Annotated in this window: 30 protein-coding genes and 3 pseudogenes; 19 read left to right on the top strand and 14 right to left on the bottom strand. The window is 64.3% G+C overall.

Features of this window, described 5'->3' with window-relative positions; translation table 11 throughout:
* Positions 1-2: 2 nt before the first annotated feature.
* Complete coding sequence (gene fumC / locus O7A05_RS25620; RefSeq protein ID WP_224544669.1) at positions 3-1,400, bottom strand: class II fumarate hydratase; 1,398 nt, start codon at positions 1,398-1,400, stop codon at positions 3-5.
* A 105-nt stretch (positions 1,401-1,505) separates the two neighbouring features.
* Positions 1,506-1,985 (bottom strand): cupin domain-containing protein, encoded by a 480-nt coding sequence (locus O7A05_RS25615; protein ID WP_337095715.1) that lies wholly within the window; start codon positions 1,983-1,985, stop codon positions 1,506-1,508.
* Positions 1,986-2,068: 83 nt separating this feature from the next.
* On the opposite strand from O7A05_RS25615, the gene O7A05_RS25610 reads away from it, so the two are divergent.
* Positions 2,069-3,040 carry a LysR family transcriptional regulator gene (locus O7A05_RS25610; protein WP_337095714.1) on the top strand — a complete coding sequence of 324 codons (972 nt, stop codon included), beginning with the start codon at positions 2,069-2,071 and terminating at the stop codon, positions 3,038-3,040.
* Positions 3,041-3,111: 71 nt separating this feature from the next.
* On the opposite strand, the pseudogene O7A05_RS25605 reads toward O7A05_RS25610, so the two are convergent.
* Positions 3,112-3,396 (bottom strand): annotated as a pseudogene (locus O7A05_RS25605) (TetR family transcriptional regulator C-terminal domain-containing protein); the annotation flags it as partial.
* 61 nt (positions 3,397-3,457) lie between these two features.
* Here O7A05_RS25605 and O7A05_RS25600 point away from each other — a divergent pair.
* Both O7A05_RS25600 and O7A05_RS25595 read left to right on the top strand, forming a co-directional pair.
* Positions 3,458-3,649 (top strand): TetR/AcrR family transcriptional regulator, encoded by a 192-nt coding sequence (locus O7A05_RS25600; protein ID WP_337095713.1) that lies wholly within the window; start codon positions 3,458-3,460, stop codon positions 3,647-3,649.
* Entirely contained in the window at positions 3,646-4,140 is a 495-nt protein-coding gene (locus O7A05_RS25595; protein ID WP_337095712.1) for an LmrA/YxaF family transcription factor, read from the top strand. Before O7A05_RS25600 ends, O7A05_RS25595 begins: the two co-directional genes overlap by 4 nt.
* A 26-nt stretch (positions 4,141-4,166) precedes the next feature.
* Here the strand turns inward: O7A05_RS25595 and O7A05_RS25590 are convergent, their stop codons facing one another.
* Both O7A05_RS25590 and O7A05_RS25585 read right to left on the bottom strand, forming a co-directional pair.
* Complete coding sequence (locus O7A05_RS25590) at positions 4,167-4,328, bottom strand: hypothetical protein (protein ID WP_337095711.1); 162 nt, start codon at positions 4,326-4,328, stop codon at positions 4,167-4,169.
* Positions 4,300-4,755 (bottom strand): hypothetical protein, encoded by a 456-nt coding sequence (locus O7A05_RS25585; RefSeq protein ID WP_337095710.1) that lies wholly within the window; start codon positions 4,753-4,755, stop codon positions 4,300-4,302. Before O7A05_RS25585 ends, O7A05_RS25590 begins: the two co-directional genes overlap by 29 nt.
* A gap of 154 nt (positions 4,756-4,909) precedes the next feature.
* On the opposite strand from O7A05_RS25585, the gene O7A05_RS25580 reads away from it, so the two are divergent.
* Entirely contained in the window at positions 4,910-6,040 is a 1,131-nt protein-coding gene (locus O7A05_RS25580) for a metallophosphoesterase (RefSeq protein WP_337095709.1), read from the top strand.
* A gap of 28 nt (positions 6,041-6,068) precedes the next feature.
* On the opposite strand, the pseudogene O7A05_RS25575 reads toward O7A05_RS25580, so the two are convergent.
* A pseudogene (locus O7A05_RS25575) lies at positions 6,069-6,215 on the bottom strand (CsbD family protein).
* A 215-nt stretch (positions 6,216-6,430) separates the two neighbouring features.
* Between O7A05_RS25575 and O7A05_RS25570 the strand changes: the two are divergent.
* From O7A05_RS25570 to O7A05_RS25530, 9 genes and pseudogenes are all read left to right on the top strand, one after another.
* Entirely contained in the window at positions 6,431-7,105 is a 675-nt protein-coding gene (locus O7A05_RS25570) for a glutathione S-transferase family protein (RefSeq protein WP_337095708.1), read from the top strand.
* 74 nt (positions 7,106-7,179) lie between these two features.
* Positions 7,180-7,964: pseudogene (locus O7A05_RS25565) on the top strand (SDR family NAD(P)-dependent oxidoreductase).
* A gap of 72 nt (positions 7,965-8,036) precedes the next feature.
* Positions 8,037-8,357 carry an ArsR/SmtB family transcription factor gene (locus tag O7A05_RS25560; RefSeq protein WP_337095707.1) on the top strand — a complete coding sequence of 107 codons (321 nt, stop codon included), beginning with the start codon at positions 8,037-8,039 and terminating at the stop codon, positions 8,355-8,357.
* Positions 8,357-9,136: an SRPBCC domain-containing protein gene (locus O7A05_RS25555; RefSeq protein WP_337095706.1), complete on the top strand. Its 780-nt coding sequence runs from the start codon at positions 8,357-8,359 to the stop codon at positions 9,134-9,136. Before O7A05_RS25560 ends, O7A05_RS25555 begins: the two co-directional genes overlap by 1 nt.
* A gap of 482 nt (positions 9,137-9,618) precedes the next feature.
* A complete protein-coding gene (locus O7A05_RS25550; RefSeq protein ID WP_337095705.1) occupies positions 9,619-9,837 on the top strand; it encodes a hypothetical protein in 219 nt (72 codons plus the stop codon).
* On the top strand, positions 9,837-10,244 hold the full coding sequence (locus O7A05_RS25545; protein ID WP_337095704.1) for a hypothetical protein: 408 nt from the start codon (positions 9,837-9,839) through the stop codon (positions 10,242-10,244). Before O7A05_RS25550 ends, O7A05_RS25545 begins: the two co-directional genes overlap by 1 nt.
* A gap of 1 nt (position 10,245) precedes the next feature.
* Positions 10,246-10,416, top strand: coding sequence for a hypothetical protein (locus tag O7A05_RS25540; RefSeq protein WP_337095703.1), 171 nt, complete (start codon positions 10,246-10,248; stop codon positions 10,414-10,416).
* Between the two features lie 4 nt (positions 10,417-10,420).
* Positions 10,421-10,771 carry a YkgJ family cysteine cluster protein gene (locus O7A05_RS25535; RefSeq protein WP_415927053.1) on the top strand — a complete coding sequence of 117 codons (351 nt, stop codon included), beginning with the start codon at positions 10,421-10,423 and terminating at the stop codon, positions 10,769-10,771.
* A 224-nt stretch (positions 10,772-10,995) separates the two neighbouring features.
* Positions 10,996-11,607 (top strand): LysE family translocator, encoded by a 612-nt coding sequence (locus tag O7A05_RS25530; RefSeq protein WP_337095702.1) that lies wholly within the window; start codon positions 10,996-10,998, stop codon positions 11,605-11,607.
* A gap of 9 nt (positions 11,608-11,616) precedes the next feature.
* Here O7A05_RS25530 and O7A05_RS25525 read toward each other — a convergent pair whose 3' ends face one another.
* The 3 genes from O7A05_RS25525 to O7A05_RS25515 are packed head-to-tail and all read right to left on the bottom strand — an operon-like array spanning position 11,617 to position 13,506.
* Positions 11,617-12,003 carry a nuclear transport factor 2 family protein gene (locus O7A05_RS25525; protein ID WP_337095701.1) on the bottom strand — a complete coding sequence of 129 codons (387 nt, stop codon included), beginning with the start codon at positions 12,001-12,003 and terminating at the stop codon, positions 11,617-11,619.
* 20 nt (positions 12,004-12,023) lie between these two features.
* Positions 12,024-12,458 carry an OsmC family protein gene (locus O7A05_RS25520; protein WP_337095700.1) on the bottom strand — a complete coding sequence of 145 codons (435 nt, stop codon included), beginning with the start codon at positions 12,456-12,458 and terminating at the stop codon, positions 12,024-12,026.
* Positions 12,459-12,495: 37 nt separating this feature from the next.
* Positions 12,496-13,506 carry a zinc-dependent alcohol dehydrogenase family protein gene (locus O7A05_RS25515; RefSeq protein WP_337095698.1) on the bottom strand — a complete coding sequence of 337 codons (1,011 nt, stop codon included), beginning with the start codon at positions 13,504-13,506 and terminating at the stop codon, positions 12,496-12,498.
* 114 nt (positions 13,507-13,620) lie between these two features.
* Between O7A05_RS25515 and O7A05_RS25510 the strand changes: the two genes are divergently transcribed.
* A complete protein-coding gene (locus O7A05_RS25510; RefSeq protein WP_337095697.1) occupies positions 13,621-14,229 on the top strand; it encodes a TetR/AcrR family transcriptional regulator in 609 nt (202 codons plus the stop codon).
* An 80-nt stretch (positions 14,230-14,309) separates the two neighbouring features.
* Here the strand turns inward: O7A05_RS25510 and groL are convergent, their stop codons facing one another.
* From groL to O7A05_RS25495, 3 genes are all read right to left on the bottom strand, one after another.
* A complete protein-coding gene (gene groL, locus O7A05_RS25505; RefSeq protein WP_095768453.1) occupies positions 14,310-15,965 on the bottom strand; it encodes a chaperonin GroEL in 1,656 nt (551 codons plus the stop codon).
* A gap of 63 nt (positions 15,966-16,028) precedes the next feature.
* Positions 16,029-16,325, bottom strand: a complete 297-nt coding sequence (gene groES, locus O7A05_RS25500; protein WP_010915433.1) for a co-chaperone GroES — start codon at positions 16,323-16,325, stop codon at positions 16,029-16,031.
* A 229-nt stretch (positions 16,326-16,554) separates the two neighbouring features.
* Positions 16,555-17,355: a class I SAM-dependent methyltransferase gene (locus O7A05_RS25495; protein ID WP_337095696.1), complete on the bottom strand. Its 801-nt coding sequence runs from the start codon at positions 17,353-17,355 to the stop codon at positions 16,555-16,557.
* A gap of 72 nt (positions 17,356-17,427) precedes the next feature.
* Here O7A05_RS25495 and O7A05_RS25490 point away from each other — a divergent pair, with 72 nt between their 5' ends.
* Positions 17,428-18,279, top strand: a complete 852-nt coding sequence (locus O7A05_RS25490) for a hypothetical protein (protein ID WP_337095695.1) — start codon at positions 17,428-17,430, stop codon at positions 18,277-18,279.
* A gap of 8 nt (positions 18,280-18,287) precedes the next feature.
* Here O7A05_RS25490 and O7A05_RS25485 read toward each other — a convergent pair whose 3' ends face one another.
* Positions 18,288-19,049 carry an SDR family NAD(P)-dependent oxidoreductase gene (locus tag O7A05_RS25485; protein WP_415927052.1) on the bottom strand — a complete coding sequence of 254 codons (762 nt, stop codon included), beginning with the start codon at positions 19,047-19,049 and terminating at the stop codon, positions 18,288-18,290.
* Between the two features lie 107 nt (positions 19,050-19,156).
* Between O7A05_RS25485 and O7A05_RS25480 the strand changes: the two genes are divergently transcribed.
* Positions 19,157-20,053, top strand: coding sequence for a LysR family transcriptional regulator (locus O7A05_RS25480; RefSeq protein WP_337095693.1), 897 nt, complete (start codon positions 19,157-19,159; stop codon positions 20,051-20,053).
* Between the two features lie 6 nt (positions 20,054-20,059).
* Here the strand turns inward: O7A05_RS25480 and O7A05_RS25475 are convergent, their stop codons facing one another.
* Positions 20,060-20,686, bottom strand: a complete 627-nt coding sequence (locus O7A05_RS25475; RefSeq protein WP_140840813.1) for a TetR/AcrR family transcriptional regulator — start codon at positions 20,684-20,686, stop codon at positions 20,060-20,062.
* A 119-nt stretch (positions 20,687-20,805) separates the two neighbouring features.
* On the opposite strand from O7A05_RS25475, the gene O7A05_RS25470 reads away from it, so the two are divergent.
* From O7A05_RS25470 to O7A05_RS25460, 3 genes are read left to right on the top strand one after another with little or no spacing between them, the layout of a single operon-like run.
* Positions 20,806-21,990, top strand: a complete 1,185-nt coding sequence (locus O7A05_RS25470) for an MFS transporter (protein WP_337095692.1) — start codon at positions 20,806-20,808, stop codon at positions 21,988-21,990.
* Positions 21,991-22,004: 14 nt separating this feature from the next.
* Positions 22,005-23,285, top strand: a complete 1,281-nt coding sequence (locus tag O7A05_RS25465) for a D-arabinono-1,4-lactone oxidase (protein ID WP_337095691.1) — start codon at positions 22,005-22,007, stop codon at positions 23,283-23,285.
* Positions 23,282-24,418, top strand: coding sequence for an alanine racemase (locus O7A05_RS25460; protein ID WP_337095690.1), 1,137 nt, complete (start codon positions 23,282-23,284; stop codon positions 24,416-24,418). The genes O7A05_RS25465 and O7A05_RS25460 overlap by 4 nt, the downstream gene beginning before the upstream one ends.
* Positions 24,419-24,536 lie beyond the last annotated feature (118 nt).

Below are 24,536 nucleotides of genomic sequence, written 5' to 3'. Positions count from 1 at the left end.
AACTACCCCGGATGCGTCATGTCCTCCGGCCGCACCAGCCGATCGTAATCGGCTTCGCTGACCAGCCCGGTGGCCAAGGCCTCCTCGCGCAAGGTGGTGCCGTTCTTGTGCGCGGTCTTGGCGATCTTGGCGGCGTTGTCGTAGCCGATGGTCGGCGCCAGCGCCGTCACCAGCATCAGCGAGCGTTCGAGCGCCGCCTTGATGTTGTCCTCGCGCGCCTCGATGCCGACCACGCAATTGTCTGTGAAGGAGACAGAGGCGTCGGCAAGCAGCTGCACCGACTGCAGGAAGTTGTAGGCCATCAGTGGGTTGTAGACATTGAGTTCGAAGTGACCCTGACTGCCGGCGAAGGCAAGTGCTGCATTGTTGCCGAACACCTGCACGCAGACCTGCGTCAGCGCCTCGCACTGGGTCGGGTTGACCTTGCCGGGCATGATCGAGGAGCCCGGCTCGTTTTCCGGCAGCGAGAGCTCGCCGAGGCCCGAGCGCGGGCCGGAGCCGAGCAGGCGGATGTCGTTGGCGATCTTGAACAGCGCGGCGGCCGCCGCGTTGATCGCACCATGCGAGAACACCATGGAATCGTGTGCCGCGAGGGCCTCGAACTTGTTCGGCGCAGTGACGAAGGCGATGCCGGTGATGGCGGCGATGCGGTCCGCCACCTTTTCCGCGAAGCCGACCGGCGCGTTGAGGCCCGTGCCGACCGCGGTGCCGCCTTGCGCCAGCTCCTGCAGGCCGGGCAGCGTCAGCTCGATGCGCTTGATCGACGAGGCGACCTGTGCGGCATAGCCGGAAAATTCCTGGCCGAGCGTCAGCGGCGTGGCGTCTTGCGTGTGCGTTCGGCCGATCTTGATGATGTGGTTGAAGGCGCGGGCCTTGGCGTCGAGCGCCTTATGCAGATGGTGCAGCGCCGGGATCAGATGGTGCGCGACCCGCTCAGCGCAGGCGATATGCATGGCCGTCGGATAGGTGTCGTTGGACGACTGGCTCATGTTGACGTGGTCGTTGGGATGCACCGGCTTCTTCGAGCCCATCACGCCGCCGAGCATCTCGATTGCCCGGTTGGAGATCACCTCGTTGGCATTCATGTTAGACTGCGTGCCCGAGCCGGTCTGCCAAACCACCAGCGGGAAATGATCGTTAAGCTTGCCGTCGATCACTTCCTGCGCCGCCTCGACGATCGCCTTGCCGATGGCCGGATCGAGCCGCTTCATCTCCATGTTCACTTCGGCCGCGGCGCGCTTGACGATGCCGAGCGCGCGCACGATCGAAGCCGGCTGTTTTTCCCATCCGATCTTGAAATTGCCCAGCGAACGCTGCGCCTGCGCGCCCCAATAGCGGTCGGCTGCCACCTCTATGGGGCCGAACGTATCGGTTTCGGTTCTGGTCTTTTCAGCGCTCACGGCAAGTCTCCGGTCTGTCGATTTGGGCAACGGCGTATCGCGTTGCACAAACGGCATCAAGCGGAGATTGCGGGCGGGAAAGATGCAAATCGGTTGAAGGGAAGCTCACCCCATCGGCGGCCCGACAATGTCGATGCCGTTTTCGGCGCACAGTCTCGTCAGCGCCTCAATCATCTCTGGCGTCGGCACCGCCGCCGGCGGCAGGTCCGGCCGTTCGGCCGGGCGGCTAGCCTTTCGCACCATCGTCTCGAAGGCCGAACCGCGCGTCACCGTGAGCGTGCGCGCGCCTTCCGGAGACTCCACCCGGTAAGTGTGCGGCAGGCCTTTTGGCGCGAGCACCGTTTCGCCGGCGTCGGCAATCCGCTCGCGGCCGTCAAGGACGAAACGTATCCGGCCTTCGAGGATATGAAACACCTCGTCCTCATTGTGATGCACGTGCAGCGGCGCGGAATCGCCGTAGGGCTGGCGGTGTTCGATGACACAGATGCCGTCCTCGCCATCGGCCGACGAAACCCGGATGGTGACGAGCGTGTTGTTGAACCAGAGGAGTTCCTTGCCTGCGATCGTCGCGTTGATCATTGTCATCATTGCTCTCCTTTTCGACGGTGACCTAAGCAAGGACGAGCCGGTGATGGAAATCGAATGATCGTATGGGGCGGATTGACGCGATGAATTTGAACGCGCTCGACCTCAATTTGGTGAGGGTGCTCGATGCGCTTCTGCGCGAGAAGAGCGTGACGCGCGCCGGCGAGCAGATCGGCCTTAGCCAGCCGGCCGTGAGCGCGGCGCTCAACCGCTTGCGCCATACGCTGAACGACCAGCTCTTCGTGCGCCGCGGCAACGACATGGTGCCGACGCCGCGCGCCGAGAGCCTTGCCGAGCCGGTGCGCGCAGCGCTGCGCGAGATCGAGCGCGCCTTTCAGCCCGCGACCGATTTCGATCCGGCAAGGTTGGAACGAACCTTCACCTTCATGGGCGCCGATTTCTTCTCCATGCTCCTGATGCCGCCCTTTGCCGCTCGCATCGCGACGGTGGCGCCTGGTGTCTCGTTCCGCTTCCTCGACAGCGCCATAGGTGACGTCTCGAAGCTGCTGCAGGAGGATCGGATCGACCTCGCGCTGGAGCGCCCGCTGGAGGTCGCGGAGTGGGTCTCGAGCGTGGCGCTGTTCGGCTCGCCCTTCGCCGTCATCGCGGCGAAAGACAATGCCGCTCTCGGTCGGGCGGGCATCGCCGAGGGCGAAGAGGTGCCGATAGACCTCTTTTGTGCGCTGCCGCACGCGCTGCGCTCCATCGATGGCTCGATGTCGGGTTTCACCGACGATGCGTTGGGCAGAACGGGCCGGGCGCGCCGCGTCACGCTTGCTTTGCCGCATTTTCAGGCCGTTGCGCTGGCGGTGGCGAGCGGGCCCTATCTGGCGGCCGTTCCAACGCAGTTCGCGGTTCAAGCTGCAAAATCCCTGCCGATTGGTATCTATCGAGCACCGATCTCGATCCCGTCGCCGGCCGTCAGAATGTACTGGCACGCGCGCCGCGACGATGAGCCACCGCATCGCTGGATCCGCGAGCAGATACTCGATGAGGTGGGGAAGCTCGGGTTCAAGGACTGGGACGACACCGCGAGTGCTCATCCGGCGATATAGCCGCGTTGAAGCGAAAATGCAGCGCCGGCAACGCGGGCGGTCAAGCGCGGCAACTATCGCCGGGTATGAACTTATCCAGCTGAGGCCAGGCCGACGGACGCGGGCTGGCGCAACGCCAGCCGCCCCGCGACGAAATCCTTGACCTGGCGCACCGCCTGCTCGCGCGTGACGCTGTCCGGCTGCAGGCCGAGCCGGAGCCACAGTCCGTCGATCAAGGCCGCCACGCCAAGCACGATCTCGTCGGCCAGTTCGGGCGAAGTGAGCCCGCGCAGGCCGGACAAGAGGTTTGAGCGCATGCGGGCGTGGATGACCTTCTGGATGCGCGCCAGCTTCTCGTCGCGCGGTTCCGCGGGGCACCCTTATCCGCCCTCACTTCGCTCAGGTGCCTTCTCCAACAAGGAGAAAGGGGAGATCGACATGGCCATGCGCAAAAAGCGCACCAACGATCCGGAGGGCATGCGCCGACGCGTCCTCGACGTGGCGGAAGACATCTTCCAGGCGCCCGGCTATCACGCCTCGAGCCTCGGCGATCTGATGGCGGCGGCCGGCGTCACCGGCGGCGCGCTGCACCATCATTTCCCGACCAAGAAGGCGCTGGGCTGGCGGTGATCGAGGAACGGGTAGCGGCAGCGGTCCGGGAAACCTGGATCGACCCGGTGCTGGCGGCGCCCTCGGCTCGCGAAGGCGTGCGGGCCGTGTTCGAGGCGGTGGCCGAAGAGCTCGAGCAACAAGGCTATGTGCGCGGCTGCCCGCTCAACAACCTGGCGCATGAACTGTCGCTGGCCGACGACGAGTTCCGCTTGGCGTTGGCCAGGATCTTTGCCGATTGGCGGCAGGCGATCGCTGACAAGATCCGGGCCGACCAGCTGGACGGCGGGGAGGGCGCAATCGATCCGGAGCGTTTTTGCGGCGCTGACCGTGGCGGCCTATTCCGGCGCCATGTCGATGGCCAAGACATCGCAGGACGCCGAAGTGTTGCGGGAGTGTTTGAAGGGGTTCGAAAATTTCGAGCTATCGCCATCGCAGGGCAGGTTGAAGCGGCGGCGTCGCGTGTTGCCACGGCCCAAGATCGGATAATGCCTGCGGGGGAGGAGGCGTGAAGGATTGCGTCGATGACAATGACGCCTCACTCCCTCAACGGCTTGATCGTCTCGAACCCCACCTCGCTCTGTGCGCTCGTCCCCTCATCATACCGCCGCGCCAGCACCGCCTGCAGGTCGGGCGAATAGAGCGCGGTGAAGGTGTCGATGACATTGCCATTATCGCCGATGATTGTTTCGCTGACCACGAGCACGTTGTATTTTGCAGTCGCCGAGCTTATAGATGTCCTTGCCCTTGACGGCTAAAGCCAGAATCTCGGTGCCATTCGGCACCTTTTTTGAAGACAGCCGCACGAATTCGGTCTTGCTCTTGGCGCCCGCCTTCAGCGGGAACAGCTTCTTCAAGTCGCCGAGCGGGATCATCGAGAGCCGCCCGGTGTCGCTGTCGCGGAACACTTCGATCAGCCCGGCATAGAGATACTGCGTCTGCGGTGAGTCTGACTCGTATTTGTTGGTGACCGCGACCATGCCGCCGGGCGCTTGGCGGAATTCGCTGCGGATACCGGGCTTTTCGAGCACGAAGCCGGCTTTCGCGGATTTGCCGTCGACGCAATCGGCAGCTTGCGCGGCGCCGGCGAGCATGGCGAACGTCATGCCGATTGTGAGGGTCTTCATGCCTTCGTCCCTGGATGCATGTTCCAAAGCAATGACAGACCCCCGCCGCGCTGTCGACCCAAGAGCTTTTCATGCCTTAGCATGAAAAGTCTCCAGCGCAGTGGCCGGGCATTGAACTGGACGAGGCGGGTCGAGGGTGTTTAATCCGGTGACGATGAATCGCTCTTCGCCAGCAACCGTTTCGCGCCGCATCTTCATCGCCAGGATGGGAGGTCTCGCTATCGCCTGCGCCTTGCCTCGTGCGGCCTTCGGCCAGACCGGCAAGCGCGTCCAGCCGATCGACGCCACCTTCCTCTTCATCGCCGATATCCATGCCTGCCGAATGGCGAGCGGACTCAGCCCGAACTGCCTGCAGGAAGGCAAGACCGATGCAGCACTTCTGCGCAACATCGCGGCCCTGAACGCGATTGCCGACAAGAAATGGCCGGCCGAGATCAACGGCGTCTGCACCGGCCTCCATTCGGCCGGCACCCGCATCGGCACGCCGCTCGGCCTCGTCACCGGGGGCGACATCACCGACGACGGCGGCGGCCAGGTCACCGAGCCCAGCGAAGGCACGCAGCTTCTGCAGTTCTCCCAGCGCTATCAGGAAGGCATCGGGCCCGACCGTGTCCATATCCCGGTCTATGTCGGGCTCGGCAATCACGATCTCGACCAGAACGGCTCACCGCCGCATGTCGAGTGGTATCGCCGCGAATTGCGCGACTATGTCGAGGTCAATCATCGCCCTGGCGTGTTCTTCAAGCCGCCGGTGCCGGCGACTGAATACGATGTCGACACCGACTGCTATTCCTGGGACTGGGGCGGCCTGCACCTCATCCAGATGCACCGCTTCGCCGGGGACACCGGCCACGGCGCACCGAGCAGCCTGCCCTGGCTGAAGCAGGACCTCGCCACCTATGCCGGCGACGGTCGTCCAGTCGTCCTGTTCCAGCATTATGGCTGGGACACTTTCTCGACCGAGCGCTGGGACCCGGTGAAACGGACCTATGACGACGAGGGCGCCGGCCGTCCGCACTGGTGGGGCGAGGCCGACCGCCAGGCGCTGCTGGGCGCAATCAAGGGCTACAATGTCATCGCCGTCTTCCATGGTCACCAGCATGAAGTGCCGATGATCTATCAGCGCGACGGGCTCGATATCGTCAAGCCGAAGGCCGCCTTTTTAGGGGGCTTGGCCCTGGCGCGGGTGACGGCCGGCAACATGGATGTGGTATTGGGCGAGGCGGTCGGCGATCACGGCGAAATCGTCTTCACCAATGCCTTGGCCAAGCAATTCCAGACATGAAAGGCCGCCTCGTGGCTGCCTCTTGCGATCAAAACCAAAAGACCTTGCGGACCTTATCTTTCACGTCGCCACAGGTCTTCTGCACCCTGCCGGCGAGCTTGTCGGCGGCGCTTCAGATCTGGGTTCGCCGGTTGCCGGTGGCCTTGCCGGCCGCCTGCTCGACCGAGCCCTTCATTTGCTTGGCAATGCCGGCGACCTGATCTCTTTCACCATGCGCGCATGTCCTGGGTCTGGATGGGAGCTGGATGCGAGAACCGCATCCGGCAGCCAACGGACGCAGAGATTTTGGTTCCGCAAACCGGCGTTGCGACAATGACTTTCGGCTCGGACTTTCGGCTCGAAAGTGAAGCGGCTAGGTTGGGCCGCAACCTGCATGAGGAGAGGTCAGTCTTGACTGAATTCACACTGTATATCGGGAACAAGTGCTTTTCCTCCTGGTCGTTGCGGCCCTGGGTGGCGATGAAGCACCTTGAGATACCTTTCGAGGAGGGTTTCGTGCGCCTGCGCACGCCGGAAACCGCCGCCAACCTCGCCAAGGTCTGGCCGACCGGCCTGGTGCCGGTCCTGGATCATAAACTGCCGAAGGGAGGGAACAGGATCGTCTGGGAAACGCTTGCCATCCTCGAATATCTGGCCGATCTCTATCCAGAAAAAAGGCTCTGGCCAGAAGAGCTCGGCGCCCGAGCGCTGGCGCGTTCGGTGGCGACCGAGATGCATTCCGGTTTCCGCGAGGTCCGTTACGGCTGGCCGATGAATCTGCGTCGGCCGAAATCGCACAAGCCGCTCGATGCCGAGGGCGAGGCGCAGCGGGCCAGGATCGAAGCGATCTGGCGCCAGTGGCGCGAGCAATATGGCGAAGGCGGCCCGTTCCTGTTCGGCCATTTCACCGCGGCCGATGCCATGTATGCGCCTGTGGTCACGCGCTTCGACACTTATGGCGGCGAACTGGCGCCCGTCACCCGCGCCTATGTCGACGCGGTGTTGGCGACGCCGGCGATGCTTCACTGGTATGCCGAAGCCGCCAAAGAGCCCTGGCCTGAACCCGGGCCGCACGAACAGGATTGAGCGCGAGCCCCGTCCGCAAATTGCGTCAACTGCTGGGATGGGGGACTTCAAGCCTTAGCGGCGCGGCCTATGTGATGGGACGGGTCGGGCTCTGGAGATTCCTCATGACAACTGCAAATTCACCGCTCACGGACAAGGTCGCGCTTGTCACCGGAGCTTCGTCCGGCATTGGCGAGGCCACCGCAATGGTCCTTGCCGCGGCCGGCGCGAAAGTCGCGGTCGCCGCCCGTCGTGCCGATCGCCTCAAGGCGATGGTTGCGCGCATCGAAAAGGCAGGCGGCAAGGCACTCTCCATCGAAGCCGACCTCGCCGAGGGCGACGATATCACCGCGATGGTTGACAAGGCCGTATCCGAATGGGGACGGCTCGACATCCTCGTCAACAATGCCGGCGTCATGCTGCTTGCCCCTGCGGCCGAAGCCGATCTCGACGATTGGCGGCACATGATCGAGCTCAATCTGATTGGCCTCATGGCACCACCAAGGCGGCGCTGCCGCACTTGAAGGCTTCCAAGGGTCATATCGTCAACGTCTCCTCGGTGGCCGGCCGGGTCGCCAATCCCGGCGCCAGCGGCTATGCGGCAACTAAGTTCGGCGTCGTCGCCTTCTCGGAGTCGCTGCGCCGCGAAGTCTATGCCGACAAGGTGCGCGTCACCGTCATCGAGCCCGGTCTCGTGCGCACCGAACTCGGCGACCACATCACCAACGCGCAATCCAAAGCCGGACTCGAACACCGCCTCGCCACGATGGAAGCACTCACTGCCGAGGATATCGCCAACGCGATCCTCTATGCCGTCAGCCAACCGCCGCGCGTCAACGTCAACGAGATCCTGATCCGCCCGACCGACCAGGAACGCTGAGGCGTCCGTCAATCAGGAGAAATTGACCGGAGCCGTCGTTCGACATAATATGTAACCGAATGGATACGCATTATGCCGCAAGCTGAGCAAGACCGTTCCGTCTTCCGCGCTATCGCCGATCCAACGCGGCGCGCCATCCTCGACCGCCTGCGAAAAGGCCCTGCGCCGGTCAACGAGCTGGCGTCCGCCTTCGCGCAGAGCAGGCCTGCCATTTCCAAGCATCTGAGAATCCTGCGTGAACTCAGTGTGGTCTCCGAGCGGCGGCAGGGCCGCGAACGTGTCTACCGACTGGAACCGGCGGAGTTGAAGGACATCGCGGACTGGATTCTGCCTTACCGCGATTTCTGGCAGCAGAGCCTCGGCAACCTGAAATCCTATCTGGAGAACGAATAATGGCCGTCAGCGACAGACCGCGCGCAATCGCCGACACTTCCTCGGGCACCATCCTTGCCGCGGTGATGATCGCAGCGCCGCCGGAGCGCGTATTCCGCGCCATCACCGCCGAGGATCAGATCCCCCTCTGGTGGGGCGCCGACCACATGTATCGGACGACGAAGCACGTGGCTGATGTCCGGCCGGGCGGCGCGTGGCGCTCCGAGGGCAAGGGCTCCGACGGCCAGGAATTTCACGTCGGTGGCGAGTATCTCGAAGTTGAGCCGCCGCATCGGCTCGTCATGACCTGGAAGGCGCCCTGGGACGGCGACAACATCACAACCGTCAGCTATACGCTGGAGGCGGTCGAAAACGGCACGCGGCTTACGTTGCGCCACGAAGGCTTCGGCCAGCGCCATGACTCCTGCCGCGATCACGGCTCGGGCTGGGAGCGGGTGCTGGACTGGCTTGGCGACTTCCTCGCCAAGGAGACCAATGCCAGGCCGCTTTCGGTCTTTCATTGCCGGCTGATCCCGCCGCGCCCGGATTTCGCTTTCACCTTGACGGAAGAGGAGCGGGCGCTGATGGCAGCGCATGCCGACTATCTGCGTGGCAAGCTCAACGAAGGCGCGGTGATCCTGTTCGGTCCTGTCGCCGATCCGGCGGGTCCCTGGGGACTCGGCATTGTCCGCGCCAGAGACGAGGCCGAAGTCAAGGTTCTTACCGATGCCGACCCGACAGTGCGCTCAGGCCGCGGTTTTCGTTATGAAATCCTGCCTATGATGAGCACGATCATGTGAGGCTGACGCAAAAACGCCTCTCGCGCTTTTTACGGTGCGGGAGGCGTCTTTGTCAGCTCTCGTGAGATTGCTCTCTTGGATTGCTGACCATATTCAATGTGCGGATGCCGGATTGGTTCCCGCCGTTCGCGAATTTTTTCGGGAGCTGGCCCCCACTTTTTCGATGTCAGCACCGGCGCGGCAAAGGCTCAACGCCACCACCGTCCCGATTCAGCCTGACGACCCCTAGGCCGCCGCCTTTTCGCCAAAAGCGCGGCTACGAGATGGCTCGGGACACGACGTCCGCCGACCAGTTGCAGGTTGCCTGAGCGAAACTACCCTGCCGTGACCAGCGATGTAACTGGCATCGCTAAATGCGAAAGAGGGTCGGGCCGATGTCTGACTTTTTCGTTTCCAGGAGTGGATTGTTCGTCACGGCTCGATTGCGATGTGCTAAGCAGCCCGCACCCGCAAATGTAAATACTCCGAACCAGGAGAAGATTTTGTCCGTAATTCCGAAAACATCCCGCGATCAGGCCGAGTCCCTTTTCAGCAAGTCCCGGACCCAGTCGATGTCGCTCAACCGCATCATGTCCGAACGGGATGCCGTCAGCCAGGCCAGGGAGGCTAAGACCGCGCGCCTGCGCGAACTGCGGCTGGAGAAGGAAGCAGAGGCGGCTGCCCTCGCTGCCCCCGCCTCGAAGCGCGCAAGCAAAGCCTGATGGCCACCAAACGCATCCCGCCAAGGCCGATCGCCGCCGACTCGACCATAGCCGATATGGTCGATGTTCTGGACAGACCAGTCGAATATGTCCGGCGCGTTTTGGAGAAGCTGGAGCGCTGCAGGCGCATCCATGGCGATGCCCAGGTGCGGCTTGGTGTGCGCAGCCGTGCCGAATGCCCGAACTATCTGATCGAGTATGTGCGAGAGGATCGCAAGACCCACGAACGCGTGGCCTATAGCGATGCGGCCTATAGTGGCAGCACGCATCGCGAACTGGCGCCGCATCACATCGAGGAGGCCAGGAACTGGTCACCGGAGGAAATGAACATCACGGCGGTTTCGGCACTGATCGGCCGCCTGCGCAATCCGCGTGCGCCGTCACCGCATGTCGCTGAAGAGAACTGATATGGCCATAAGATACTCCGCCAAGGGTCAGCCTGCCGAAAAGCCGATCAAGCCGTCTGCCGTAAAGCCGGGCCAGCCGGCTGCCGCTCCGAGAGCCGATGGACCGGCCGCGACCGATCTGTTCGAGACATCGGCGGAAGCGTCGCCGCGCAAGACGGGCAAGAAGAAATAGCGCCTTGCCGCACGACGGCCACAGCCGCTTGCCTTGGCTGCCGGATCCGGCAGCCAAGGCAACTGCTGCCTTCGACTGCCAGAGCTGCGGCGCATGCTGCGCCTATTCGGCCGAATGGCCACGCTTTTCGACCGAGGAGGAGGAGCAGCTCGATCGTATCCCGGCCGAGCTGATAGCTGCCGACCAATCCGGCATGCGCTGCGAGGGCACGCGATGCTCGGCGCTCACCGGCGAGGTGGGCAAACATACGGCCTGTGGCATCTATGATCTTCGTCCCGATGTCTGCCGCGCCTGCATGCCCGGCGGCGACGACTGCCTGATGGCGAGGGCAGCGCATAGGCTGGCGGTGAGCTAGTCTCCCGCCTAGAGGGGAGATGGCCGCGAAGCGGTCAGAGGGGGTCGTCTCGCACAAAGCGACGTCATCTTGTCGCGCAAGGGGTTGGCGTTTTGTGCGCTGCGACCCCCTCTGTCGCCTCCGGCGACATCTCCCCCTCAAGAGGGAAGATAACGCTCTCCACCCGCTTGCCCGGTCGCACGTCTGTCAGTACCTTCGCGCCGGGCAGGCTGCGGAGGAAATCCATGAGCATCGAATTCCTGTTGACGTCGCTGATCATCGTGGCTTCGCCAGGCACCGGCGTCCTCTACACGCTGAGCGCCGGCCTCTCGCGCGGCGTACGGGCTTCGATCATCGCCGCCTTCGCCTGCACGCTGGGCATCATCCCGCATATGGCCGCCGCCATCACCGGCCTCGCCGCTGTGCTGCATACAAGCGCCGTCGCTTTCGAGACGCTGAAATATCTCGGCGTCGCCTATCTGCTCTACATGGCTTGGAACACGCTGAAGGAGAAGGGCGGCTTGAGCATCGATCAGGATGCCGTGCCGCGCTCGACCGCGAGGACCATCACCTCCGGCGTCCTCGTCAACATCCTGAACCCCAAACTGTCGATCTTCTTCTTCGCCTTCCTGCCGCAGTTCGTCAGCACCACCGAGCCGCACGCGCTGCCCAAGATGCTGGAGCTCTCCAGCGTCTTCATGCTGATGACCTTCGTCGTCTTTGCCATTTACGGCGTGTTCGCCGCCTCGGTGCGCAGCCACATCGTGTCGCGGCCGAAGGTGCTGACCTGGATGCGCCGGACCTTCGCCGGTGCCTTCGTGATGCTCGGCGCCAAGCTGGCGCTGGCGGACAGATAAGTGGGTCACCTATCCCTTCACATAGCCCATCGCCTCGACGATTCTGCCATCCGCGACACGCATCAGGTTGACGCCGCGCAGCGACCTGCCGTCGGACATCCAGAAGCGCCAGCGAATCGTGGCGCGGTCGCCGGCGACGAATGTTTCTTCGATGTCGAAGCGGGTGCCGGGTCCGGTGGCGATCGCCGACCACAATTCGACGCAAGCCGCCTTGCCGATGCGGCGGGCGCCGTCGGGCGCCGGCGTGGTGTTCTCGATCACGCAGTCCTGCGCCACCAATTCGTCCAGTGCCGCCGGATCGTGACGCTGGAAGACGTCATTATAGCGTCGCATGATTTTCGCCGTCTCGGCGGAGTGCTTGGCCGTGGCGATGTCGATGATCAATTCCTGGGTCATTGGATATTCTCCCTGTCGTTTCATTGAGCTACGAGGCTCGGCTTGAGCGTGATGGTTGCGACGCCGGCCAGCGCCCGTGAGACGAGGCAGGCCGCCTTGGCCTTTTGCGCCAACCGCTCGAAATCCTCCGCGGAGATGCCGGCAACGCGGGCCTGAGTTTCGAGCTCGATGCGGGTGAGCGTCGGCCCGGCCGTAGTGGCGCCGAGATGCACCTTGGCGATCGTATGGATGTTCTCGGCCGTATGGCCTTTGGCGCCGAGTATGGCGGTGAGCGCCATCGAGAAGCAGCCGGCATGGGCGGCCGCGATCAGTTCTTCCGGATTGGTGCCCGGACCGCTCTCGAAGCGCGACGGGAAGGAATAGGCGCCTTCGAACACACCGCTGCCCAGCCGCAGCCGGCCGGATCCCTCCTTGAGCGTGCCCCGCCATTGGGCCGAGGCTTCTCGAATTGTCATGGCTGATCTCCTCTCTGTTTGCGGGAAAGCGTCGTGGTCACGCGCCGTCGACGACGACCTTGCCGAAGACGTCGCCCTGCTGGAAATGGCGGTAGGCCTCGCGCGCCTCGGCGAAGGGGAAGACCTTGTCGATGATCGGCTTCAGCCGGTGCGTGGCGACAGCGGCAAGCATTGCCTCCAGCCCGTTGCGGCTGCCGACGAACAGTCGGCTGATGGTGACGAGGCTGCGCTGATAGACCGCGCCCGGGATCTCGACCGGCTTGCCCTTCTGGTCCTGAACGGTCAGCAGCACGATGCGGCCGTAGAGCGAACTGGCGATCAGCGACTGCGCGAAGGTGGCAGGGCCACCGGTCTCGACGACCAGATCGATGCCGCCGGTCACCTCGCGCAGCTTCATGCCCCATTCCCGTGTTTCGGCCGCCGCGATGACGAGGTCAGCGCCGAGTGCCCGCAGCCTGTCGGCCTTCTCGGCGCGCGAGGTGACGGCGGCCACGCGGCAGCCCATGAGCTTGGCGAACTGCAAGGCAAAGAGCGCAACACCGCCTGAGCCGATCACCAGAACCCATTGTCCGGGCTTCGGAATCTCGGCGCCCGTCAGCGCGCTCCAGGCGGTCAGCCCGGCGCAGGTGAAGGTCGCTGCTTCCTGCGATGAGAGATGGTCGGGCAGCCGCACGGCCCATTGCTCGTCGAGCAGCGCATATTCTGAGAGCATGCCGTCCAGTGTGCAGCCGAGCTGATCGACGACGCCCGGGTGCATGCGGCCGTCGATCCAGCGCGCGAAGTAGCTGCCGGTCACGCGGTCGCCAATGGCAAAGCGGGTCACGTCCCCGCCGACCGCCACGACTTCGCCGGCGCCGTCGCTCAGCGGCACGATGCCGGCGCGCGGCGGGAGCGGATAGGTGCCGTTGAGGATCATCGTGTCGCGGCGGTTGAGCGAGGTTGCCCGCACACGCACCAGGATCTGGTTTGCCCCTGGCTTGGGCATTGGCACCTCGCACACTGCCAGCTTCTCGATGTCGCCGAATTCCTCGAGCCGATAATTCCGCATTGCTGCCTCCGAAAATATGTAGACCGATTTACATATTATGTAGACCGATTGTCATATTCGGGGCAAGCTCTATAATGCGTGCTCCTGACAGAGGCTGACATTCGAGAGGTCGACGTGGCGACGGACACACGCACCCGCATGATCGAGGCGACGGCGCTGCTCATCCGGCAGCGCGGCTATCACGGCACGTCGCTGAACGACATTTTGAGCGCCAGCGCAGCACCCCGCGGTTCGCTCTACTTTCATTTTCCCGGCGGCAAGGACCAGCTTGTCATCGAGGTGACGCGCGCCAGCGTCGCTGATGTGACGGAGCGGCTGGGCGCTGCGCTGTTGGAGGAACGCGATCCCGCCGTGGCCGTCCATCACATCTACCAGTCGGTCGCCCGCATGCTGGAGGAGAACGAATTTTCGCTCGGCTGCCCGGTGGCGCCGGTGGTGCTCGACGCACCAAACGATGTTCCGGACCTGGTTGAAATCTGCCGCTCGGCCTTTGAGCAGTGGATCGGGCTGCTGCGCCAGGCTTTCATGCGGGCAGGGGTGCCGGAGCGGCGCGCGCAGGCGCTGGCGCTGCTGGTCGAATCCTCGCTGGAAGGCCTGATGGTGATCGCCCGCGCCACCCGCGACCGTACCCCGGTCCAGGCGGTGGCCGACGAGGTCGCTGCGCTGGTCGAGCAGGCGGTGCTTGCCGGAAAGGTCGCACGGCAGGCGGAGAGTGCCGCCTGAGGACTTGGATTTGATCTCCAAATGCAAACAAAAAGGGCGCCTTTCGGCGCCCTTTCCGTATCAGTGATGGGTCAGACTTCTTAGAAATCCATGCCGCCCATGCCGCCCATGCCGCCGCCGCCCATGCCGCCAGGCATGCCGCCGCCAGCCGACTCCTTCTTCGGAGCTTCGGCGATCATGGCTTCGGTGGTGACGAGCAGGCCGGCGACCGAGGCCGCGTCCTGGAGAGCCGTGCGCACGACCTTGACCGGGTCGACGATGCCCATGGCGATCATGTCGCCATACTCGCCGGTCTGGGCATTGTAGCCGAAGGTCGCGCCCTTGTTGTCGAGGATCTTGCCAGCAACGATCGAGGCTTCCGCACCGGCGTTGGCCGCGATCTGGCGGGCCGGAGCCTGCAGCGCGCGACGCACGATGTTGATGCCGGCGGCCTGATCGGAGTTGGCGCCGGTGGCCTTGAGGTTGCCCGAAGCGCGCAGGAGCGCAACGCCGCCGCCGGCGACGATGCCTTCTTCCACGGCCGCGCGGGTCGCGTTCAGGGCGTCATCGACGCGGTCCTTCTTTTCCTTGACTTCCACTTCGGTCGCACCGCCGACGCGGATCACGGCAACGCCGCCGGCGAGCTTCGCCAGACGTTCCTGCAGCTTCTCCTTGTCGTAGTCCGAGGTGGTCTCCTCGATCTGCTGCTTGATCTGGGCGACGCGGCCCTGGATCTCGGCCTTCTTGCCGGCGCCGTCGACGATGGTGGTGTTCTCCTTGGAGATCGACACCTTCTTGGCGCGGCCGAGCATGTTGAGGCCGACATTCTCGAGCTTGATGCCGAGGTCTTCCGAGATGACCTGGCCACCGGTAAGGATGGCGATGTCTTCCAGCATGGCCTTGCGGCGGTCACCGAAGCCCGGCGCCTTGACGGCGGCGATCTTCAGGCCACCGCGCAGCTTGTTGACGACCAGCGTGGCCAGGGCCTCGCCTTCGACGTCTTCCGAGATGATGAGCAGCGGCTTCGAGGTCTGGACGACGGCTTCCAGGACCGGCAGCATGGCCTGCAGGTTGGACAGCTTCTTCTCGTGCAGCAGGATGTAGGCGTCCTCGAGATCGGCGACCATCTTGTCGGCGTTGGTGACGAAGTAGGGCGACAGGTAACCGCGGTCGAACTGCATGCCTTCGACGACTTCCAGCTCGGTCTCGGCGGTCTTGGCTTCCTCGACGGTGATGACGCCTTCGTTGCCGACCTTCTGCATCGCTTCCGCGATCATCTTGCCAACCGACTCGTCACCATTGGCCGAGATCGTGCCGACCTGGGCGACTTCCTCGGAAGTCTTGATCTTCTTGGCGGCCTTGCCGAGCGCCGTAACGACTTCGGTGACGGCGAGGTCGATGCCGCGCTTCAGGTCCATCGGGTTCATGCCGGCGGCAACCGCCTTGTGGCCTTCCTGGACGATCGACTGCGCCAGAACCGTTGCGGTCGTGGTGCCGTCGCCGGCGATGTCGTTGGTCTTCGAAGCGACTTCGCGGACCATCTGCGCGCCCATGTTCTCGAACTTGTCCTCAAGCTCGATCTCCTTGGCGACGGTGACGCCGTCCTTGGTGATGCGCGGGGCGCCGAACGACTTGTCGATCACGACATTGCGGCCCTTCGGGCCGAGGGTGACCTTCACCGCGTCGGCGAGGATGTTGACACCGCGCAGCATGCGCTCACGGGCATCGCGGGAGAATTTTACGTCTTTGGCAGCCATGTTTTAGCTCCTGGCAGGGGCTCGGGAAGAGCCCGAAGATGAAGATTCAGATGAGGCCGATGATCAGCCGATGATGCCCATGATGTCGGATTCCTTCATGATCAGAAGGTCTTCGCCATTGAGCTTGACTTCAGTGCCCGACCACTTGCCGAACAGGATGCGGTCGCCGGCCTTGACGTCCAGCGGCACGAGCTTGCCGCTTTCGTCGCGGGCGCCGGAGCCGACGGCGATGATCTCGCCTTCCTGCGGCTTCTCCTTCGCCGTATCCGGGATGATGATCCCGCCGGCGGTCTTGGATTCGGATTCGACCCGGCGAACGACCACGCGGTCATGAAGCGGGCGGAACTTGGACTTTGCCATGTTGTCTTCCTCGAATGAGAACGGTGAGAACTGTTCCTCCATCCGGCGAGGCCGCCGGATATGAGTTAGCACTCACCAAAGGCGAGTGCTAACGTCGCGCTGAAATAGGCTGGCGAGTTGCGAGAGTCAAGGCGCGCGCAATGGGGCGGCGGCGCGAAATTTTTCTCGTGCGAGACGCCAGGCCGAAATGCGTCGGCCATCGCGAGGGCGCCAACAAGCAATCCTGCCGTCAGTCCAGGCGCTTCGGCGAACGCAGCACCAGCAGCGGGCAGCATTCTGCGAGCCCGTATGTGCCGGTCGAGGCCAGCCGGACATCATCGAAGAAGGCAACGGCTTCCTTGATCAGCGCTGCCGTCGGGGCGAAGCTGTAGACGACGGACGAGTTCCGATAAACTTCGATGGTTCCGATGACCGGCAGTTCCCATCCGGTTCGAGCCGACAGCTCCTCGCGGTCGGGAAACATCCTGTCGAAATGTTCGAGGATGCCCGTAACCGGTATCGTGTAATCAGGCGCACCGCCCATGGCTGTCATGGCCACACGCCATTTGAGCTCGTGGAAGGTCGAGACGCCACCGGCCAGCGCCAGGGCGCGGACTTGCTGCGGTTCGTCGCGGGTTTCGGGGCAAGCATAAAGCCTGATGCCGGCGCGCCCGTCGGATTTGAGCGCACGCGCGATCGACGCGAACAGCGCGCGCCTGAGGTCCGCGGCGCCGATGACCGAGAGGCACCCGTCGCCGATCAGCGCATCGACGCTTGCTCCGGGAAACGGCAAGTCGAACCAGTCGCCTTGCACCGCCTTGCGCGTATCTGTGTCGCCCGGCCAGATGCCGGCAATCATGTCGGGAGATTCGTCGACCGCCGTCATCGTGGCGCCAAGTCCGGTGAGCTCGGGCGTCACGCCGAACATCACGACGTGCGATTGCGAAAGCTCGAGCTCACGTTCATAGGCCTCGACCACCTGAGCCGGCGGCCGCAGCGGCGAGCCGAGCAACTGCCAGTGCTTGCGAATTGCATTCCAGTGCTCGGTCATGCAAACCCTGTATCGGTTAGGCATTGTGTTCGGTCGCATAGTCGAAGGCGCATAATAAGCCAAGTGGGGCGCATGGCACGCATCGCCGTCATCACGCATGAACAAGACCGCTTCCAGAGCCGGCGCGGGCTGCTGCTGCGCCGTGACAGCCCGTATATGCTCTTCGACCTGCTGCAGGAGCTGAAGCGCCGCGGCCATTCGGTGCGGGTCCTGCGCGGCACCTCGGCGAAGCCGGCCGCCGACATCGCGGTGCTGCATCTCGACGCGACCGTGACGCCGCCCGATTATGTCGACTATGCGCGCCGCTTTCCCTTCTGCCTCAATCTTGGGGCCGCCGACATCTCGAAACGCCGCATCAGCGGCGCCGTGATTGACCAAGGCGACGACTGGCAGGGACAGGTCATCGTCAAGAGCAGCCTCAACCATCGGGGAACGCCGGAACAGCAGCTGAACCGGCGCGCGCGGCGAGCCGGCAGACCGGAGCCGTTCCCCGGCGTCCCAGCCTTCGCAAGATACGAGATCCATGCCTCGCTCGCCGATGTTCCGGCCGAGATCTTCGAACGCCGGGATCTGATCGTCGAGAAATTCATTCCCGAGCCGGAGCCGGACGGTTTTGGCGCCCGCTTCTGGCTGTTCTGCGGCGAGCGCGAGCGCTGCACCCGTCATGTCTCGCCGCAGAACCTGGTCAAGGGCGACGACACCATCCGCCGCGAGGCGGTGCCCGTGCCGGATGAGCTGCGCGCTCTGCGGCGCCAGCTCGGCTTCGATTACGGCAAGTTCGACTTCGTCATGCATGAGGGCAGGGCGGTGCTGCTCGATGCCAACAAGACCCCTGGGCGTGCCAGGAACCTGTCGAGCTTCATCGCCGCCGGCAATGCCAATCTTGCCGACGGCTTCGAAGGACTGATCCGCCAGGTCAAGTGACCGATCGTCTAGATATTCATGCCCCCAGACACCTCGATGCGCTGGGCGTTGACCCACCGATTGTCCTCGGACAGCAGCGAGGCGATCATCGGGCCGATGTCGTCGGCGACACCGGCGCGGCCGAGCGCCGTCATGCCAGCCACGACGCGATTGATCTCGGCGTCGTCGCGCACATGACCGCCGTTGAAATCGGTCGCGATCGCGCCCGGCGCCACCGTGTTGGCGGTGATGCGCCGGGCCGCCAGTTCCTTGGCGAGGTAGCGCGTGAACACTTCGACGCCGCCCTTCATCATCGCATAAGCGGCGGAGCCCGGGACCGAGAAGCGCGCCAGGCCGCTCGAGACGTTGATGATACGGCCGCCATCGTTGATCAGCGGCAGCAGCGCCTGGGTGAGGAAGAACACGCCCTTGAGATGGACGTTCATCAGCGTGTCGAACTCCTCTTGCGTCGTCTCGGCGATCATCTTGCGCAGACCGGTGCCGGCATTGTTGACGAGATAGTCGAAACGGTCGCGTTGCCAGGTCTCGTGAAGCGTCTTCTTCAACGCTTCAACGAAAGCCGGGAAGCTGGCGACGGCGCCGGCGTCGAGCTCAAGCGCGGCAGCCCGGCCGCCGGCCGCCTCGATCTCGGCGATTGCCGTCTTCGCCTCGTCGGCGCGCGAGTGATAGGTGAGGACGACGTCGACACCCTTGCGGGCGAGGTTGAGCGCGGTGTTGCGGCCGAGGCCGCGGCTGCCGCCGGTGATGAGAGCGATGGGACGAGTGGTCACGGCGAAATCTCCTTCTGTCTGGATGGAGATGCATATACTCGCCCGGTGGGCCGACATTAATCGGCCATGGATTGCCAACACTATTCAGCATGTGCGAACAATACGCGATGGACCGATTCGACAGCATGCGGCTCTTCACCCGCGTCGTGGAACGGCGCAGCTTCACTGCGGCCGCCGCCGATCTCGCCCTGCCGCGCTCCAGCGCCACCGCCGCGATCAAGCAGCTCGAGGAGCGGCTCGGCGTGCAATTGCTGAGGCGCACCACGCGCCACGTCACGACGACGCTCGACGGCGAAGCGTATTACCAGCGCTGCATCGGCATTCTAGCCGACATCGAGGATGCCGAAGGCGGCTTCGGCGCGCACGATGTGCGGGGAAGGCTCAGCGTCGACGTCAACGGCCACATGGCGCGCACCTTCCTGCTGCCTGAACTGCCGGCGCTGCTCGCCAGATATCCGGGCCTGACCGTGCATATCGGCGAAGGCGACCGCCTCGTCGACCTCGTGCGCGAGGGCGTCGATTGCGTCATCCGGGCCGGCACGCTGCCCGACAGCGACATGATCGTGCGGCGGCTCGGCATCGCCCGCGAAATCACCGTTGCCAGCCCCGCCTATCTCGAACGCCACGGCCTGCCGCGCACGCCGGATGACCTTGCCGGCCATATGATGATCGGCTTCGTGTCGTCGCGCACGAGGCAGGTGATGCCGCTGGAATTCACCGTCGACGGCAAGGTTCGCGAAATCGTCCTGCCGTCGCGGGTCACGGTCGCGAACTCAGACACAAGTGCCGCGCTGGTCCGGCTGGGCTTCGGGCTGTTCCAGGCGCCAAGGCTCCGCTATGCGGACGATATCGCGGCCGGCCGGCTGGTCGAGGTGCTTCCCGATTTTCCGCCGACGCCGACGCCGATCTCGGTGCTCTATCCGCCGAGCCGCCAGTTGTCGCCACGGGTGAGGGTGTTCGTCGACTGGCTGGTGGAAATCCTGGGGCCGAAGCTGGATCCCTGATCGCGCTCAGAGAAACAATCGCAACTGCGTGTGGATGATCGAACGATAATCCTCGATCGTGCGCCGGCCCTCCGCCTCGTCCTGCGTCAGCGCCAGCCGCACGACGCCGCCGGCGAGCTGGAAGATCAGGAACACGACACGTCCGAACGCCTCGCGCTGCTCCGCTTGGAGCATCGGCCCGACCTTGTCGCAGAACATCTTCGCCTGTTGCCTCGTCTCGGCGATGTCGAGATGCTGCAGCGCCTTGTCGGCCTGGATGGCGTTCTGCAGGTCCTGGATAGCCGGGTCCGCGGCGACACGGGCATGATAATCGTCGAGCAGCTGGTCGGCCGCGGCGGTCACGTCATCCAGCCGGGCTATCCCGGCGATGATCGCGCCGAAGCGTGCGCGGCTTTCCTCGGAGAACCGCTCATAGAGCATCGCCAGGATCGCCGACTTGCTGGGGAAATAGTGATAGACGGTAGCGATCGGCCCGCCGGCCAGCGCGCCGACTTCCTTCATCGTCACCGCGTCGATGCCCTTCTCGCCGATCAGGCGCATGGTCGTGGCGAGGATCGCGTCGATGCGCTCGCGGCTGCGCTCCTGCTTCGGCCTGCGCCGCGGTTCCGTCGCTGTTCGCCTTGTCTGCGTCATGCGCCAAATCTCGTGAAAGCCGCGAATTCGCGGTTGACAAGAAACATGATCAAGTATCAGTTCCGTCAAATACTGACAACTTGTCAGTTTTTCGATCGAGCTGCAAGGGAGAGCGCCTCGTGACCGCATCGCAAGCCGCGCAAGCGGAAAATGGCGATTGGCTTGTCGGCAATCCGACGAGCCTGCAGCTGGCCTCGGTGCTGTGGATCGGTTCGGTCGGTCTCCTCATCCTCGGACTGCAGCCGGTGCTGCTCGGTGCGCTCTACAGCGAAGGCCATGTCACCGGCGACGAGCTGGCGCTGGTCGCCACCGCCGAGATGATCGCGATAGCGATCGGCTCGGGCGTGGTGGCGATGCTCTTGCCGGCGCGCAACATGCGCTGGAAAAGCACGGTGCTGCTCATGCTGCTGGCACTCGCCAATGTCTGGACCGCTTATGCCGGCAGCCCCAATGCGCTGATTGGCGCGCGCACGCTGGCCGGCCTCGCGGAGGGCGGGCTTGTCGCCGTCGCGACCGAGCTGATCGCCCGCTCGCGCCGGGCCGAGCGCATCGGCGGCTATTTCGTTACGCTGCAGACCTTGGCGCAATGCGCGCTGGCGCTGATCCTCGCGCTCTTTGCCGTGCCGCGAGCGGGCTCGGCTGGCGGCTTCATCGCGCTCGGCATCGTCTGCCTGCTTTCGCTCGTCGTGGCATGGACCGTGCCGGACGACTATGCCGACCTACCCAAGGAAGAGCAGTTCGCCAACGTTGCGACCGTGCCGGCGATCGCCGCGCTGCTGTCGATCTTCTGCTATTTCATGTTCTTCGGCGCCGTCTGGGCTTTTCTCGAGCCCATCGGCGCGCAGTTCGGCATCGATGGCCGCACCGTCGGCCTGATGGTTTCGGCGAGCCTTGCCGCGCAGGTGCTCGGCGCGATGACTGCGACAAGCTTTGAGGCGCGCATCGACTATCGTTTTGCCATCACCTTGATCGGGATCGTCGCGGCGATCAACTCGCTGCTGCTTGCGTCCGGCCCGGGTCTTTCGGTGTTCTGGGCCGTGGCGCTGGTGATGGGCTTCATCCTGCTCTTCATCGTGCCTTACCAGATCCGGCTGGCGATCACGGCTGACGAGACGCGCACCGCCGTGCTGCTGGTGCCGGCCGCTCAACTCTTCGGCCTCGCCATCGGCCCGGTCGCCGCCTCGCTGCTGATCGACGGCGCGGACTTCCGGCCCGTGCCCGAATTCGCCGCCGCCGCCGCTTTGGCGAGCGTGCTTTTGCTCGGCATTTTCGTGCTGGTCGCGCGGCGGCGCGGCCGGGTCTGAGCAAAGGGGTCAAGATGGCAACCGCCTGGAGCAACTGGTCCGGCTTCGTCACGGCTTCCCCGAAATTGATCGCGGCGCCCGCCGATGCCGGCGAGCTGGCCGAACTGGTGCGCTCGGCGCCCGGTCCGCTGCGCGTCGCCGGCGCCGGCCATTCCTTCACGCCGTTGGTGCAGTCCGACGGCGCCATCGTCTCGCTGGAGAAGATCGAGGGGCTGGTCTCGCACGATGCCGCGAACAACCGGGCGCGGGTGAGGGCAGGCACGCGGCTCGGCGCCTTGATGCACATCCTGCAGGACATCGGCCAAGGCCTGCCCAACATGGGCGACATCGACCGCCAGGCGATCGGCGGCGCGCTGGGCACGGCAACGCATGGCTCCGGGCCGACTCTCGGCGCCTATCACACGCAATTGGAGGCGCTGCAACTCGTCGATGGGCAAGGCGAGCTGCGCGAGTTCAGCCGGGCAGACGACCTGGACATGATCCACGCCACGGGCGTCGCGCTAGGCGCCTTCGGCGTGCTGACCGAAGTGGCGATGAACAACATCGCCAGCTACCGGCTGCGCCGCCGCAAATGGGTGCTGCCGATCGGCGACATGCTCAAAAACTTCGAGATGATGATGGCCGCGCATCGCTCGGCCGAGTTCTACTACATCCCGTTCTCCGGCTACGCCCAGTTCATCGCCAGCGATCTTAGCGACGCGGCGCCGACGACGCGGCCTACCGAAGACGACGAGGAAGGGTTGGCGACTTTGCGTAAGCTGCGGACGGCGTTGCGCTGGCTGCCGCGGTTGCGCCGCGCGCTGATCAGAGGGGCGGTGAAGAAGGTGCCGGCGGAAGACTATGTGCAGGACTGGCTCAACGTCTACGCCAGCGAGCGTCGCACCAAATTCAACGAGATGGAGTATCACCTGCCTTACGAGGAAGGTCCCAAGGCGTTGGCCGAGATCATTGCGCTTACGGAAAAGCATTTCCCGGAAGTCTATTTCCCGATCGAGGTGCGCTCGGTGGCGGCCGACGAATTCTGGCTTTCGCCATTCTACAAGAGGCTGACCTGCTCGATCGCAATCCACCACGATGCGGCGGACGACCCGTTGCCTTTCATGCGCGCCGCCGAGCCGATCTTCCGCAAGTGTGGCGGCAGGCCGCATTGGGGCAAGATGCACAGCCTGAAGGCGGCGGACTTCAAGAAGCTTTATCCGCGCTGGGACGATGCGATGGCGGTGCGGCGCGACATCGATCCGCAAAACCGTTTCGTCTCGCCCTACATGGCCGGCCTGTTCGGCATCCAACAATGAGCGCCTATTTCGCCGCCCTGGCCGATGCATTGATGGCCGCCGAGATTTTCCGGCCCTGCCTTGTCCTCGATCGCGACCGGCTGGACGGCAACGTCGCGCTGGTGAAGCAAAGGCTGGCGCCGGGCCTTGACGTGCGGCTGGTCGACAAGTCGCTGCCTTGCATGCCGCTGCTTTCGCACATCGCCAAGGCGCTTGGCACCAACCGCTTTATGACCTTCCATCCGCCGGTGACGCAGGCCGTGCTTCACGCGTTTTCCGAGGGCGATCTTCTCTACGGCAAGCCGATGCCGATGGGTGCCGCCAAGGCCGCGCTGACCAGGGGCGGCGCCGGCTGGTGGTCGCGCGTCTGCTGGCTGATCGACACGCCGGAGCGGCTGGCGGAATATGGCGCGCTCGCTGCCGCGCTCGACACCGAATTGCGCTTCGCTTTCGAGGTGGATGTCGGCCTGCATCGCGGCGGTTTTCGTGATCCCGCCGAGATTAACGCGCTCACGCTTCCAAAAGGTCTGCTCTGCGACGGCATCATGGCCTATGAGGCGCATGCGCCGGAGATACCGGGTCTGTTCGGGGGCGCGGCCAAGGCGCTGAAGCAGGCCTCTGCCAAAGTCGCCGATTTTGCCGCCGCCCTCGATCCGGACCAGCGCCGCATCCTCAACATCGGGGGCTCCAAGACCGCGCTGCTGCATGGCGGCGGCGTCGCCAACGAAGTATCGATCGGCTCGGCCTTCGTGCTGCCAAAGGATTTCGACACGCCTGGCTTGGAGGGCTTCCAGCCGGCGGCCTTTATCGCCACGCCGATCCTCAAGGCGCTCGATCCGATGCTGCCCGGCCCGTCGGCGGTTTCCAGGGCGCTGCAGGGGCTTGGCCTCTTCCCGCGCAAGGGCTGCTATCTCTATGGCGGCAAATGGATGGCCGAGCCGGTGTTTCCCGAAGGCATGAAACCGAACGGATTGATGGGCCTGTCGTCCAACCAGCAATTCATGGGCCTGCCGGCGGGCGCAGATGTGAAGCCCGGCGACTATGCCTTCCTGCGGCCGACGCAGAGCGAGGCGGTGCTGCAGCATTTTGGGGCGATCGCTGTGTTCTCGGCCGGGAGTATTGTGGAGTTTTGGCCAGTGCTGCCAATGGGGTAGGGCCGCTGCGGTCGCGATTGGCATTGGCCTCCGCAACTGCGCGTCGCTTCGCTCCTTGCTCCGCCCTGGAATGACGAAATTGTGTAGTGTCCCCTCGCCATATTAATTGACTAAGTCA

The sequence above is a fragment of the Mesorhizobium argentiipisi (SeqCode) genome (assembly GCF_037179585.1).
In the GTDB taxonomy this organism is placed as follows: Bacteria; Pseudomonadota; Alphaproteobacteria; order Rhizobiales; family Rhizobiaceae; genus Mesorhizobium; species Mesorhizobium argentiipisi.
The sequence above is the reverse complement of the archived record's forward strand: the minus strand, read 5'-3'. Positions and strand labels throughout refer to the sequence as shown.